Here is a 13022-nt window from a genome sequence, read left to right on the forward strand (position 1 = left end):
TGCAAATTGAAAATCTGGACGTAAACTAGTCCTTATGATTGTACGAAATTTAGAAAAAATATTGCTTGCAGCGGTTATGGATATGCCCGTGGTTGCGCTTCTTGGACCTCGACAGGTTGGAAAAACAACCCTGGCTTTTGATTTACTGAAAAAAATACAAAACAAGGAAGTTGTTTATCTGGACTTAGAGCTCGATTCAGATTTAGCTCAGCTCGACGACCCAGAGGCATATTTCCGGCGTTTTAGTGACAAATTTTTTGTTATTGATGAAGTCCAAAGAAAGCCTGATTTGTTTAGTCCTTTAAGAGGACTCGTTGACGCCAATAAAAGAAAAGACAATCGGGTTCAACAATTTTTATTATTGGGGTCGGCCTCTCGTGATTTATTGCAACATTCCTCTGAAAGCCTTGCAGGTCGCATTAGGTACCTTGAGTTATCCCCCTTTTCCATCACTGAAATCGCGCATGCAGAAAACTTAGGATTTAATCCAGAAAAACTGTGGTTTAGAGGGGGGTTTCCAGATAGTTATTTGGCTAAAACAGAAGAACAAAGTTGGATGTGGCGCAATGATTTTATCTCAACTTACCTAGAGCGGGATATTCCCTTCATGGGACCACAGGTGTCGGCCACACACATGAGGCGATTTTGGACTATGCTGGCCCATTATCACGGACAACAAATGCACTTTTCTGAAATTGGAAAAAGTTTAGAACTAAGCCATACAACGGTCAGAAATTATCTGGATATACTGACAGATTTCTATATGGTGCGCCAGCTTCAGCCCTGGTCTGGTAATACAAAAAAAAGAATTGTTAAAGCCCCAAAAGTGTATTTAAGAGACTCTGGTTTGCTACATTGTCTTCTTAAAATATCTAGTTTTTCAGATTTGTTAGGGAACCCTTTATCAGGCAGCAGTTGGGAAGGGTTCGTCATAGAAAATATTGTAAATTCTTTAAATAATAAGTGGAGATATAGCTATTATCGAACTTCTGATTCCGCAGAGATTGACTTAATTTTAGAAGGCCCCAACAACGAAATTTGGGCCATCGAAATAAAGAAATCAAGTGCCCCAAAACTGCAGAAAGGATTTCATGTAGCTGCAACAGATATCAAGGCCACTCAAAAATTCGTTATCCATGGCAGCACTGACAGATTCCCCATGTCAGACAATGTGGAAGCCATCGGAATTTTAGACTTTTTAAAACTGTTGACATCATTCTAAAACTCCACAACCCATATTGCATTTTTTCCCGTCATTACGAAGAATTTCTGTGGCAATCCAGCTTTCTTTTCGTATTTTTTTATGTTAGACAGTTCACATGAAAATCCAACTTATTATTTCCACTATTCTTATTTTTTTGAGCCTGAATTTTTCTGGTGCCTACGGCGCTGCAGCCGCGAATGAGGATCAACTATTAAAATATGTAGGTATCGATCAATTTCCCATTACAGGTCAGGACTTTTTAGTAAAGAAAAATGGAGATCGATTAGTGCAGGGGAAGGATATCCCACTGTATGCTGAATGGTCTATAGCACAAAATAAAATTGTTAGGACATATTGGATTGGCTGCCCAAGGATGGGGGGAGACGTATATACACATTCTTCGATATTGTCTGCAGATGAGACATTTTTATGTGTCATCTGCAGACAAGGCCCTCTGATGGTTTTCCAAAAAATTAATCTTCAAACAAGAAATGATCATTTGGTGGGCCTGGGTGAAGCTCACACAGGGGATGACTGGAAAATTCTAATGGTGTCCCCAGAAATCAGACTGCTTCACAATAGCATTTGCACAGGGGAAAGTAGAATTTTAGATGAACATGGAGAGCAAATTGAGCCTTCATGGTATCTTCCACGGGTCAAGTCCGTAGAAGACAGCAGAGAGTTCATGAAGACCATTTAACCCGACCATTTAACCCGCATTGCAATCTTCATCAGATTCCTATAAATTAAATCTTATGAGAATCTTCTTCGCTTTATTTCTGCTTTCTTTTTTTGCGTGGTCTCCCTGTGTTGAAGCCAAGGATTCCACGGCAACTCAAGCCAGCTATGATGAAGACGACCTAGACAGCGACCCCCTTGAATTTATGAACCGACCCGTTTTTGAATTTAACCGGGTGGTTGATGGCATTTTGATTGACCCCTTTGCCGCCATGTATAAAAGTGCTGTGCCCATAGTCGCCCAAAACAGAGTCACTAACTTTTTGGACAACCTGGTCGAACCCATCACAATGGTCAATGACAGCTTACAGGCAAAACCGGATAAGGTTGTCGAAAGCTTTTGCCGCTTTCTTCTGAATACGGTTTTTGGAGTATTGGGTCTTTTTGATGTGGCAGAAAAGCTAGGGCTACCAGCGCACAAGGAAAGCTTTAACACAACCCTAAAGTATTGGGGCGTTCCCCAGGGGCCCTATATTGTGTTGCCTGTCCTAGGGCCCGCCTCCCCCAGATTTATTCTGGGACTGGGTGTTGACTACTTCACAGATCCATTCAACTATTACATGATCCAGAACAATGAGACTGGCCTAATGTATACCCGCACAGTGGCTCGCTTCATGATTACCCGTGCTGATATGGTAGATGATATTAAGAACTTCCGTGAAACATCTATTGACTTTTACGCGGCAATGCGTAGCTTCTATAAACAGTATATGAATGCAAACCGGGAAGGCGATACAGTTCAATATAATAGCCCATCCCTAAAGGAGTTTATGTTTGATGATTAGAATTTTTTTAATAATTTCTTTGTTTTTTGGCACTTTAACGGTGGGAATTTCTGCTGAGTGTAAGGATAATGACTCAGATAGCAGTTTTCTAGAAAAGCTGGAAAAAGACGCTGCGAGTTTTATGAAAAATAATACAAGCATCAAATCAGAAAAAAAGAAGAAATCAACTAAAGAAGTCGAAAAAAAGGAAACTACGGAAAACTTAACTACAGCCCCAGCTGTAGATGAATCTAAGAAAGATGCTGTTAAATCTGATGAAAACCCTAAAAAGAAGAAAAAATCACAGAGCAGCTCTCCAGAAGATGTGGGGAAAGGCGCTGAAGATTTTATTCAAGACTTGGGTAACAAAGCCATTGAAAAACTAACGGGAAAGCAGCTAACTCGGGAAGAACGCAATAAAAAATTTGAAAAGATGTTTGTTTCCGCTTTTGATTATGAAAAAATTGGAAAATTTGTTCTGGGTCGATACCGCCGTGACGCAAAACCCACAGATATGGATGAATATATTGAGCTTTTCAAAAAAACTATCGTCAGCACCTATGCGTCGCGATTTGGAGAGTATCATGGGGAAAAATTCAAGGTCATTGGCAATAAAATCGTCGACAAGGATGTTTCTACAATCGTTGTACAAAGCCAAATTTTACGGCCCAATGGTACAAAAATTTCCATTGAATGGCATTTGTTTCAAAACGACAATAAAGAATATAAAATCTTCGATGTGGTGGTTGAAGGTGTTAGCATGAGTTTAACTCAACGGTCTGAATTCAACGCAATCCTTCAAAAAGAAGGCAGTTTGCATGGACTGAATGAAGTTTTAAAGAATCGGCAAAGCTCTCCCAAAACATCAGAGAAAGACTCTGACAAAGGTGCTGATAAGGAATCACCCCAAGATTCAGATAGCGCTTCTTAGGGATTGATTGTTGGGGAATGTGCTCCCCAAATCGCCCCCTTACTGAATCCACGGGTCAAGCCTGTTGAGGATATTGTGGTGGGGAGAAGAAATAGTATGGTATGAGTATGTTCAAATCTGTAGCTGCCGTAGGAAGTTTGACTTTTGTCAGTCGCATTTTTGGATATATCCGAGATGTATTGATTGGATCCATATTTGGCGACAGTGGTATTTCGGATGTTTTCTTTCAGGCTTTTCGCCTTCCTAACATTTTTCGAAGCCTGTTTGCGGAAGGCGCCCTTAATTCAGCCTTTGTTCCTATTTTTTCACGCATTCATCATCAAGAAGGATCAAAGTCAGCCTTAGATTTTGCGCGGGACGTTTTTACTTTTCTGGCCATTCTGTTAACCATCTTAATTGTGATTTTTGAAGTGTTTATGCCCACAGTCATCGGTGTATTAGCCCCAGGATTTAAATCGAACCCAGAAAAATTCCAGATGGCCATTGAATTCGGTCACATTGTTTTTCCTTATATTTTATTCATTTCTTTGTCCGCCCTGTGTGCGGGTATTTTAAATTCCTTAAATCAGTTTGCGGCTGCAACTGCTGCCCCGATTTTGCTGAATCTTTTCTGCATCTTTGCTCTTATGTTCTTTGCTGCCCATCAAGACACCGCGGGATATGCCCTAAGCTGGGGTTGTATGTTCGCTGGAATCGCCCAGCTTGCCTGGGTTATGATAGCTTGTCGGCGTATCAACATGCCGCTAAAACTTAGAAAAATTGAATTCACCCCTCAACTCAAAACCCTTTTAAAGAAAATGGGACCAGGCATTGCAAGTTCAGGAGTTTATCAAATCAACCTAGTCGTTTCTACCATGATTGCATCCTATGTGCCCCTGGCTGTTTCTTACTTGGCCTGGGCTGATCGCATCAATCAATTTCCCCTGAGCATTATCGGCATTGCCATTGGAACTGTGTTGCTTCCCTTGCTAACTCGACAACTAGCCTCAGGCAAACATGAACGAGCTTCCCACGTCCAAAATAGAGTTTTGCAGTTTAGCTTTTCTTTAACACTCCCCGCCGCCATTGCCTTTTACACCATTTCCCTGCCCATTGTGATCACCCTATTTCAGCACGGACATTTCACAGCAGCCATGTCAAAGGAAGTTGCCTGCGTTCTATCCATTTACTCCCTATGCCTACCATCCAACGTGATGGTCAAAATTTTTGCTACAAGCTTTTTTTCTCGTGGCAATACAGAGACGCCTATGAAAGTTGCCCTAATTTCCATTGGAACAAATCTGGTATTCACCCTTATTCTATTCCAATTTTTCAGCTATTACGGCATTGCCTGGGCAGCTGTTATTTCCTCCTGGACAAATAGTTTAAGTCTAGGGTTTTTGTTGCACAAAAAAGGTTTTTTCACCCCTGACCAAGGTCTTAGGAAAAAATTACCCCGTATTGTACTGGCGGCTTTCATGATGGGAGGATTTTTGCATTTTATCACATCCTATGTGGTGCCTTATTTGGGACGCAGCATTCTGGTTGATTTCTTGTTGCTTGTTGCCCTAATGATAACGGGATTTTCTATTTATCTTTTTTTGGTTGTGATGTTCAAGGGTTTCGTTTATCAAGAATTTAAAAAGGAACTGAAAGATAGTTCAGACGAACAACTTATTGATGAACTCATAAAAGTAGAACTAAAATGAAAAGAATAATTTCTGGCATTCAACCCACAGGCAACATCCATTTAGGCAACTATTTGGGAGCTCTTAGAAACTGGGTCAACCTGCAGCATATGGTTGAATCCTATTTCTTTGTTGTAGACCTGCATGCCATTACAATTCACCAAGACCCGGTCCTATTAAAAAAGCACAATCTGCAGGTGGCAGCCCTTTATATCGCCGCGGGTATTGACCCAACAAAAAGCCCCATTTTTATTCAAAGCGATGTGCCTGCCCACACAGAGGTTATGTGGATTCTATCCTGTCATGCGCCTCTGGGCTGGCTTAATCGAATGACTCAATACAAGGACAAAACCAGCACAGACAAAGAGCGTGAGAAGCTAGGACTTTTCGCCTATCCTGTTCTAATGGCCGCTGATATTCTGTTGTATCAGGTGTCCCATGTGCCCACGGGAGAAGACCAAAAGCAACATCTGGAATTAACCCGCGATTTGGCCCTATCTTTTAATCAGAAATATGGCGTGAATGTATTTACAGTGCCAGAACCCCACATTATCGGCGCGGCCACTCGCGTGATGAGTTTGAAGGATGGCACGAAAAAGATGAGCAAATCTGATCCGGCTGAAGGATCTCGCTTAAATCTTTTGGATGATGACGACACAATTCGATCTAAACTCAAGAAAGCAAAAACCGATTCCCTCCCCTTCCCCATGGACAAGGACGAACTTCAGGGGCGGCCAGACATTGCAAATTTGCTAACAATCTATTCTGCCTTGACTGAGCTTCCTTTTGAAAAAATATTTCAAGAGTTTGGGGGCAGAAATTTCTCTCCCTTTAAGGAAAAATTGGCAGATATTTGTATTGCTGAGCTTTCCCCCATTCGGCATAAGTATGAAAAGTTAATGGAAAACCCAGATTATTTGAAGGGGATTTTGAAAGAGGGCGCGCAAAAAGCCTCAACCATTGCAGAAAAAACTCTTCAAAAAACGAAAGAGACCCTGGGCTTAGGCGTTTAGGCTTGACCACTCCAAAAGTCTTACCTATAGTAAATGGATAAGATATAAACTCAGGAGGATATTATGACAACACAGCCATCACTTTTAACAACATTGAAGGAAACGTTTTCTTTCACATTTACCCTTAAACATTTCAAAGAACTTGTTAAAATCAGTTTGCTACCTATTGCTATTTTAATAGGTATTGAATTCTTTAATATTTATGAAAACATTGCCCTTGAGCCCAAATGGATGGCCCTTTTGATGGTAGCCATTGGCTCTCTGGTTCAAGCTTTTTGGGCGCCTAAGTGGATTCAGTACTGTCATGCTCCTAACACCCATGTAAAACTTTTTGAAGTATCGAAAGATAACTTGGAATTCTTTGGATATCGCTTTTTAATTGGGGCCTTTGTTTTATTGTGGGCTATTCTGTTTTCCCCTGTTATGCAGGTTTTGGAATTTACAGCCACCTTGGTCGACCACAATCCCTTTGTAAAATACTCACTTAAAACCATTGTTATTTTATTGGGTCTGACCTTAATAATTGTTCTTTATGCTCGATACTCTTTCAAGTTTGTGGCCATCAGTTTGTCTAAAAAAATGTCCTTAAATTCCGCTTGGAAACATACGGCACCTTTTGCTTTACAGCTTTATCTAATTCAGATTTTAAGCGAAACAAAGTTGGGTTATAGCTTAGGATACTTTGGATTTTTTGAATCCTTCCTGGCTGGACATGGAATGTTTTGGTTGCAACTGTTTACTCTTGCCTTTTCTGGCATAGTCAGTGCCCTTTATTTCTGTGCTGTAACAAAGCTTTACAAGCACTCATCTCATAAATAGCCCACGCAAACCATGTGGAAATTTATTGGCTTTCTCTGTGTTTTTATTAGTTTTTTCCAAACCTATGGAAACACAGAGAAGTCAAAAATTTCTGAAATTAAGAAAAAAGGCTACTTAACTGTCGCCATGTTGGGGGAAGATTGCCTTCCCTATGTTTTTAAAAAGAAAAACGGAGATATAGACGGCATCGATGTTAAGTTAGCCCGTTTACTGGCAGAAGCCTTAGATGTTTCCATAAAATTTGACAGAACTGCAAAAACTTTTGATGATATTGTTGATGTTGTTTCACAGGGAAAAGCAGATATAGGTTTATCTGGCCTTAGCATTACAACAAAGCGGGCAGAAAAAGTAAGCTACTCTAATCCTTATGTTACCCTTAGAAAAGCTTTTCTATTAAGCCGAGAAGCCTTTTTAAAAAAAAGAAAAAAACCAGACGACAGTTTGCAGGATTTTTTTTCTAATGGAAACAAGATAGGGGTCATGAAAGGCAACGCCTATGAATTTTATGCACGCACCATGTTCCCAGAAGCAGTTTTAGTTTTTTATGACAATAAAGACATTGATACGCTTGCTGTAACAGACCTGGAAAAAGGAAAAACAGATGCTCTTTTCCGTGACGCCTTTGAAGTTCAAAAACTGATCAAAACAAGATATCATGGCGTTTTAAACTACATGGCAATTTCTCTTGAAGATACTTTTGATCCTTTTGGAATTATTGTGCCACAAAATACCCCTGACCTTTTAAATTGGATCAACATTTTTCTACAAGTACAGAACATTTCCTACACTGTAGATGACTTAATGAAAATTTTTGATCAACAAAAAAATATGAGATAATTATGTTTGAAATGTTTTCAAAAAAAATCTTACTTAGCAATATTCTGTATCTTATTGCCTTTTTTGGTGGCGCTTTTGTTGGGGCTAGATTTTCTGAAGTTGCCCCTTATATGGAAAATTTTTCAAATCTTCTGCAAAATCTATTTCAAATGTGCGTTTTGCCTATTATCGTTTGTTCTATTACCGTAGGGGTTTATACCCTTGTCAATAGCGGACAAAAGATTCAACTTCACCGCCTTATGGGGGTTATTCTATTAATTTGTTTTGTGATCTGCTCTGTTGGTATGGGAATTGGCTTCATAGGACACCCCGGATTTGAAATTGATCTGTTTTCAAATCCTGAAATTGCCAGCACTATTACAAAAGCATCCATTATGAAAAAACATGTTTGGGAGGCAATTGAACAGGCCTCTCCCAATAGCTTTATAGATCTGCTTAAAAAATCTATTCCAGAAAATGTTTTCTTTTCCTTGGCTGAAAATAAGGTTCTTCAGGTCATCGTATTTTCAATCATTTTTGGTCTTAGCTTATCAAAGGTTAAAGGCAGAGAAGTTGTGACTGAGAACTTTTCAGTTCTTTATGAAGCCTTTAAGAAAATATTTAGCTGGGTTTTGTTGCTTTTGCCGTTGTCTATTTTTTGTTCTGCTGCGGCCGCTATTTCCAAAATTGGACTGCCTTTGTTCATCAAACTATTCCCTTTCTTGAAATATCTATTTTTGTGCATTTTTATTATTTTCACACTTAATCTTTTAGCCTTAAAATACATGCATAAGACAAGCTTCTACAAACTGTTAAAAGATTTAAAATTAAGTCTTGTTGTGGGGTTTGTAAGCTCCCCCCTCGCAGCAACTTTGCCCGTGACAGATTTTTTGAAAAAGTATAAATCCTCGGGGCAAGTGATGCATACTCTGACCCCCATTTTTTTGTTTATGGGAACCTTTGGGAATGTCTTATACTTCGTTTTTACCAGTATGGTTATTACTCAGATTTATGGACATAATTTTGGAGTTGTAGAAAGTCTATTTCTAGACCTGTTTTCTATTATTGCCGCTATTTCCAGCATTGGTGTTGAATTAGACCCCAGCGTATTTTTGGAATCGGTTTTAAGTCAATTAGGCGTACCTTTAGGATCTATTGTTGTTTTATTAACTAATCTAAGCTTTATTGTTATTCCTTTTTTAAATATTCTAAGCACCCAAACAACCATCGTTCTGCTTTCTTGGTTTACGAAAGAGCAGAAACACAGTTAAACTACTTAAACTTCTAAGTCCAACATATGCACAAGATGTTTGCCTAATAGGATACGTTTCTGCTCATATTCAGATAAATCGGCAATAATGGGTTTTAGATACGTATCGTTACCATCTAATAATGCCGGATCATATTCCCAATGTACTCCACTTAAAATTACTTTCCCTTTGCCGTAATTAATCTGAACAATAGCAGCTGCTGGTTTTTGGTTGTCAGAAACATCATAATCTGCAATCACATTGACGTCCGAATACTCTTGTGCATTGACGAAATAACCCCCGCCATTGTAATACACTTTCAAGAAATTTAAGGAGTTCAATATAGGGGTGTGGATACTGGCTGCGCAAGCTCCACTGTAAGAATTATATTCATATGGTTTTAATAAGGGGCCTTTTACTGTGTCCGGAAAAAAGATAAGTTTTCGTTCACCCAATACCTCTAAATCTGTATCTTTGGCAAAATCTACATTTTTCCCACTGTAGTAAGATCCTGCGCAAATTCCTAAGAACGCCCCTCCCTCAAAAACATACTTCTTAAGAAGATCATTCCCATAGGGGCTTAGTTCTTTAACGTAGGAAAGATCTGCGCCCCCAGGCAGCACAAAAAGAGCTGCATCCCTGACCCATAATCCCTGAATAACTTCTTTTGGCCCAATATTTTGAATACTATATTTTGTATGTAAGATTTTCTTGAGTGTTTGAGCCGTATGCTCCACAGATTCCGAACATACCCCGGGTCCATTATAGATATACACTACAGTCTTTGATGAGGAACTTTCGGTCATTTTACCATTTTTAAAAATTAACAGCTAGCTTGCGAATAGATAAAAAACGTCTTACCTTATCCACACTATATAGCGTGCCACCATGCTTGTGTCAAAAAGCTGGATCGCCCCGCCCCTATGGGACTAGCGAAGACGGTTAATTGCACCCGGACAATAACATATCTTTACAAAACTCTGCAGTTCCACAAAAAAACCCTATACATCTAGGGCAAAAAAAAGAACCTATTTGACTAATCCTTCAAAGTTGACTATTTTGCAAGCATTATAGACCTGTGAATTGGGGGATAGTTTAGCGGTAGAACTCTCGACTCTGACTCGAGCAACCAAGGTTCGAATCCTTGTCCCCCAGCCATACAACAGAAAGGAAACATTATGTACGCTGTTTTAAGAAATTCATTGTTGACCGATTCAAAATCTTTTTATGCTGCAAAAATCTTGCTAGGTAGCTTTTTTATTGCCCTGTGCGCCCAAATATCCGTCCCCTTTTACCCTGTACCTATGGTTTTATCCGTAGATGCTGTTTTGATAATTGGCTTGTTCTGCAGTCCTCGTGTTGCTTTTGGGGCAACAGCTACTTATCTGATTGAAGCCCTTATGGGATTACCCGTTCTACAAGGATTTAGTGGGGGACCTGTTACGTTTGGTCCTACAGGCGGATACATTATAGGCTTTATCGCCATGGCGACGATCATCAGCCTTTTGACACACGGCAAATCTGGATTAATACGAAAATTGTTTGCATGTTTGGTAGGAACAATTGCTCTATACGCTTTAGGACTTGCCTGGCTCTCACAATTTACTGGTTTTGAGAAAGCTTTAGAGCTGGGTCTATACCCCTTTGCCCTAAAAGCCGCCCTGTCGATTATTGGCAGCGTTTTCGCAACAGAATTAATGCAAAACTTGAAAAACAGATGGAACAAAACCCATGGCAATGGAATCTAAAGACATTCTGTTGTTATTGGAAAAAGCTTTTTCAGATGCAGAAATAACACTGAAAGACTTAAAGGGTGATCAAGATCACTACTTACTTCAGATAAAATCTGCTTCTTTTCAGGGCAAAAACCGTGTACAACAACATCAGCTTGTTTACGCCGCTTTGAAAGACAAAATTGGAACGGACTTACATGCCCTTGCATTGCAAACAGAACCAAAGTAGAATTAAAAGATGACAAAAAACCCTATTTTTGAACAGATTCAAGAAATTATACAAGAGACCCCTGTAGTTCTTTTTATGAAGGGAACTGCCGCTATGCCTATGTGCGGGTTTTCTTCAGCCGTTGTGCAGATTCTGAAAAACTTGGATATTTCTTTTAAGGATGTGAATGTGCTATCTGACACTGCCTTGCGTCAGGCCATTAAAGACTTCACCAATTGGCCAACTATTCCCCAACTTTACATAGATAAAGAGTTTGTGGGAGGCTGTGACATTGTACGCGAAATGTTCCAGTCAGGCGAATTGCAAGAACTGCTCAAAACAAAGAAAATTTTAAACTAATCGGACTATAGAAATCATGTCACACACACATCTAGAAGACAATGAACAGCGCGGTATTCGCTTACAAAAGGCGGAAACTCTTAGATCAAAAGGGATTAACCCTTATCCTTATTCATACACACGCTCTGCAACAGCTAAAGACCTTCAAGATCTCTATAAAGACCTGCCTATAGAAACACTGACGGAAGATCAAGTTTCCGTCGCAGGCCGCATCCACTCTATTCGAAATAGTGGTATGTTTATTGATTTGCGCGATGAAACTGGGTCCATCCAGGTTTTTTCTTCCCTTCAAGAATCCACCCCCGAAGTTTTGGAATTGCTGAGTTTGCTAGATCTTGGCGATTGGATTGGGGTTGAGGGAATTATCCGTCGCACAAAAAGAGGCGAACTCACGATCAACACAGGAAAGTTAGAGCTTTTAAGCAAAACTTTGTTGCCTCCCCCTGAAAAATATCACGGCCTATTGGATGTTGAAACCAAGTATCGTCAACGGTACATTGACCTAATCGCGAACGAAGAAAGCCGAGACCGCCTTAGGAAAAGAAGCCAAATTCTATCTTCTATTCGTCAATTTTTGACCAACAAGGGATTTTTAGAAGTTGAAACCCCTATGCTTCATTCTATTCCCGGAGGTGCAGCAGCAAAACCTTTCACCACCCATCACAATGCTTTAGACCAGACCATGTATCTTCGCATTGCGCCTGAACTACATTTGAAACGTCTGGTAGTTGGGGGGCTGTGGGATAAAGTCTTTGAAATGAACCGCTGCTTCAGAAATGAAGGAATTTCGATCAAACATAATCCTGAATTTACATCGATTGAACTTTATCAAGCTTATGCGGATTATTTTGATATGATGACCTTAACGGAAGATCTGATTGGGTACGTGTTAGATAATGTTTTGGGAACCCGCCAGGTAACCTATAACGGTAAAACAATTGACTTTTCAAGCCCTTGGGAACGCAAATCTATGATTGATATGGTGCGGGAAGAAACAGGGTTAGATTTTGACAAAACCAATACTCCCGCAGAAGCGCAAGCGCTGGCCACCAAAGCAGGCATTCACGTCAAGAAAACAGATTCCTGGGGTAAGGTTATTGAAACAGTCTTTGGGGAAAAGGTTGAAGCCAAAATCACCAACCCTGTCCATGTTATTGATTTGCCCTTGGATATTTCTCCGCTCGCCAAAGTTCATAGAACGGATCCTCGTCTAACCGAGCGGTTTGAAACCTATGTGAATAGCTGGGAATTAGCCAATGCTTTCTCGGAATTGACAGACCCTATCGATCAATATGAACGGTTTCAAGCCCAAATGGCAGAACGGGATGCTGGCGATGACGAAGCCCATCAGATGGATCAAGATTTCGTAACAGCTTTGGAGTATGGCTTACCCCCAACAGGGGGACTAGGGATCGGCATTGACCGATTGGTGATGTTGTTAACAGATGCGCACAGCATCCGCGACGTAATTGCCTTCCCCACCATGCGATTAATAAAAGAATAATAAAAAAGAGGGAAA

14 protein-coding genes and 1 tRNA gene are annotated in these 13022 nt (G+C 40.1%); 14 read left to right on the forward strand and 1 reads right to left on the reverse strand.

The annotated features are described in order from the left end of the window. The first annotated feature begins 34 nt into the window (after positions 1 to 34). The 9 genes from WCG05_03045 (at position 35) to WCG05_03085 (ending at position 9223) form a co-directional block, all read left to right on the forward strand. Positions 35 to 1222 carry an ATP-binding protein gene (locus tag WCG05_03045; protein MEI8320972.1) on the forward strand — a complete coding sequence of 396 codons (1188 nt, stop codon included), beginning with the start codon at positions 35 to 37 and terminating at the stop codon, positions 1220 to 1222. Between the two features lie 97 nt (positions 1223 to 1319). Further along, on the forward strand, positions 1320 to 1904 hold the full coding sequence (locus tag WCG05_03050; GenBank protein MEI8320973.1) for a hypothetical protein: 585 nt from the start codon (positions 1320 to 1322) through the stop codon (positions 1902 to 1904). Positions 1905 to 1959: 55 nt separating this feature from the next. Next, the gene (locus WCG05_03055) at positions 1960 to 2727 is read left to right on the forward strand and encodes a VacJ family lipoprotein (protein MEI8320974.1); all 768 of its coding nucleotides are present in this window, start codon (positions 1960 to 1962) and stop codon (positions 2725 to 2727) included. Further along, on the forward strand, positions 2720 to 3637 hold the full coding sequence (locus tag WCG05_03060; GenBank protein ID MEI8320975.1) for an ABC transporter substrate-binding protein: 918 nt from the start codon (positions 2720 to 2722) through the stop codon (positions 3635 to 3637). The genes WCG05_03055 and WCG05_03060 overlap by 8 nt, the downstream gene beginning before the upstream one ends. A 101-nt stretch (positions 3638 to 3738) precedes the next feature. After that, the gene (gene murJ, locus WCG05_03065) at positions 3739 to 5325 is read left to right on the forward strand and encodes a murein biosynthesis integral membrane protein MurJ (GenBank protein MEI8320976.1); all 1587 of its coding nucleotides are present in this window, start codon (positions 3739 to 3741) and stop codon (positions 5323 to 5325) included. Beyond that, on the forward strand, positions 5322 to 6317 hold the full coding sequence (gene trpS / locus WCG05_03070) for a tryptophan--tRNA ligase (GenBank protein MEI8320977.1): 996 nt from the start codon (positions 5322 to 5324) through the stop codon (positions 6315 to 6317). Before murJ ends, trpS begins: the two co-directional genes overlap by 4 nt. A gap of 63 nt (positions 6318 to 6380) precedes the next feature. Next, positions 6381 to 7136 carry a hypothetical protein gene (locus WCG05_03075; protein MEI8320978.1) on the forward strand — a complete coding sequence of 252 codons (756 nt, stop codon included), beginning with the start codon at positions 6381 to 6383 and terminating at the stop codon, positions 7134 to 7136. A gap of 12 nt (positions 7137 to 7148) precedes the next feature. After that, the gene (locus WCG05_03080; protein MEI8320979.1) at positions 7149 to 7973 is read left to right on the forward strand and encodes an ABC transporter substrate-binding protein; all 825 of its coding nucleotides are present in this window, start codon (positions 7149 to 7151) and stop codon (positions 7971 to 7973) included. A 2-nt stretch (positions 7974 to 7975) separates the two neighbouring features. Further along, the gene (locus WCG05_03085; GenBank protein ID MEI8320980.1) at positions 7976 to 9223 is read left to right on the forward strand and encodes a cation:dicarboxylase symporter family transporter; all 1248 of its coding nucleotides are present in this window, start codon (positions 7976 to 7978) and stop codon (positions 9221 to 9223) included. Positions 9224 to 9228: 5 nt separating this feature from the next. On the opposite strand, the gene WCG05_03090 is transcribed toward WCG05_03085, so the two are convergent. Then, a complete protein-coding gene (locus tag WCG05_03090) occupies positions 9229 to 10008 on the reverse strand; it encodes a BPL-N domain-containing protein (protein ID MEI8320981.1) in 780 nt (259 codons plus the stop codon). 278 nt (positions 10009 to 10286) lie between these two features. Between WCG05_03090 and WCG05_03095 the strand changes: the two genes are divergently transcribed. The 5 genes from WCG05_03095 (at position 10287) to lysS (ending at position 13007) form a co-directional block, all read left to right on the forward strand. Beyond that, positions 10287 to 10360 (forward strand) — tRNA-Gln (locus WCG05_03095). Between the two features lie 20 nt (positions 10361 to 10380). Further along, the gene (locus WCG05_03100; GenBank protein MEI8320982.1) at positions 10381 to 10950 is read left to right on the forward strand and encodes a biotin transporter BioY; all 570 of its coding nucleotides are present in this window, start codon (positions 10381 to 10383) and stop codon (positions 10948 to 10950) included. Next, on the forward strand, positions 10934 to 11164 hold the full coding sequence (locus WCG05_03105) for a BolA/IbaG family iron-sulfur metabolism protein (GenBank protein ID MEI8320983.1): 231 nt from the start codon (positions 10934 to 10936) through the stop codon (positions 11162 to 11164). The genes WCG05_03100 and WCG05_03105 overlap by 17 nt, the downstream gene beginning before the upstream one ends. A 9-nt stretch (positions 11165 to 11173) precedes the next feature. Continuing rightward, complete coding sequence (grxD, locus tag WCG05_03110; protein ID MEI8320984.1) at positions 11174 to 11503, forward strand: Grx4 family monothiol glutaredoxin; 330 nt, start codon at positions 11174 to 11176, stop codon at positions 11501 to 11503. Between the two features lie 16 nt (positions 11504 to 11519). Next, a complete protein-coding gene (gene lysS, locus WCG05_03115) occupies positions 11520 to 13007 on the forward strand; it encodes a lysine--tRNA ligase (protein MEI8320985.1) in 1488 nt (495 codons plus the stop codon). Positions 13008 to 13022: the final 15 nt, after the last annotated feature.

Source organism: Alphaproteobacteria bacterium, from assembly GCA_037146715.1.
Classification (GTDB): Bacteria; Pseudomonadota; Alphaproteobacteria; order UBA7879; family UBA5542; genus JBAWWO01.

Bases quoted from the DNA above. Each gene is read 5' to 3' on its own strand.
- WCG05_03080 (MEI8320979.1), top strand. From the start codon at position 7,149: ATGTGGAAATTTATTGGCTTTCTCTGTGTTTTTATTAGTTTTTTCCAA.
- WCG05_03045 (MEI8320972.1), top strand. From the start codon at position 35: ATGATTGTACGAAATTTAGAAAAAATATTGCTTGCAGCGGTTATGGAT.
- WCG05_03100 (MEI8320982.1), top strand. From the start codon at position 10,381: ATGTACGCTGTTTTAAGAAATTCATTGTTGACCGATTCAAAATCTTTT.
- trpS (MEI8320977.1), top strand. From the start codon at position 5,322: ATGAAAAGAATAATTTCTGGCATTCAACCCACAGGCAACATCCATTTA.
- WCG05_03085 (MEI8320980.1), top strand. From the start codon at position 7,976: ATGTTTGAAATGTTTTCAAAAAAAATCTTACTTAGCAATATTCTGTAT.
- WCG05_03050 (MEI8320973.1), top strand. From the start codon at position 1,320: ATGAAAATCCAACTTATTATTTCCACTATTCTTATTTTTTTGAGCCTG.
- murJ (MEI8320976.1), top strand. From the start codon at position 3,739: ATGAGTATGTTCAAATCTGTAGCTGCCGTAGGAAGTTTGACTTTTGTC.
- WCG05_03105 (MEI8320983.1), top strand. From the start codon at position 10,934: ATGGCAATGGAATCTAAAGACATTCTGTTGTTATTGGAAAAAGCTTTT.
- WCG05_03075 (MEI8320978.1), top strand. From the start codon at position 6,381: ATGACAACACAGCCATCACTTTTAACAACATTGAAGGAAACGTTTTCT.
- WCG05_03060 (MEI8320975.1), top strand. From the start codon at position 2,720: ATGATTAGAATTTTTTTAATAATTTCTTTGTTTTTTGGCACTTTAACG.
- WCG05_03090 (MEI8320981.1), bottom strand. From the start codon at position 10,008: ATGACCGAAAGTTCCTCATCAAAGACTGTAGTGTATATCTATAATGGA.
- WCG05_03055 (MEI8320974.1), top strand. From the start codon at position 1,960: ATGAGAATCTTCTTCGCTTTATTTCTGCTTTCTTTTTTTGCGTGGTCT.
- grxD (MEI8320984.1), top strand. From the start codon at position 11,174: ATGACAAAAAACCCTATTTTTGAACAGATTCAAGAAATTATACAAGAG.
- lysS (MEI8320985.1), top strand. From the start codon at position 11,520: ATGTCACACACACATCTAGAAGACAATGAACAGCGCGGTATTCGCTTA.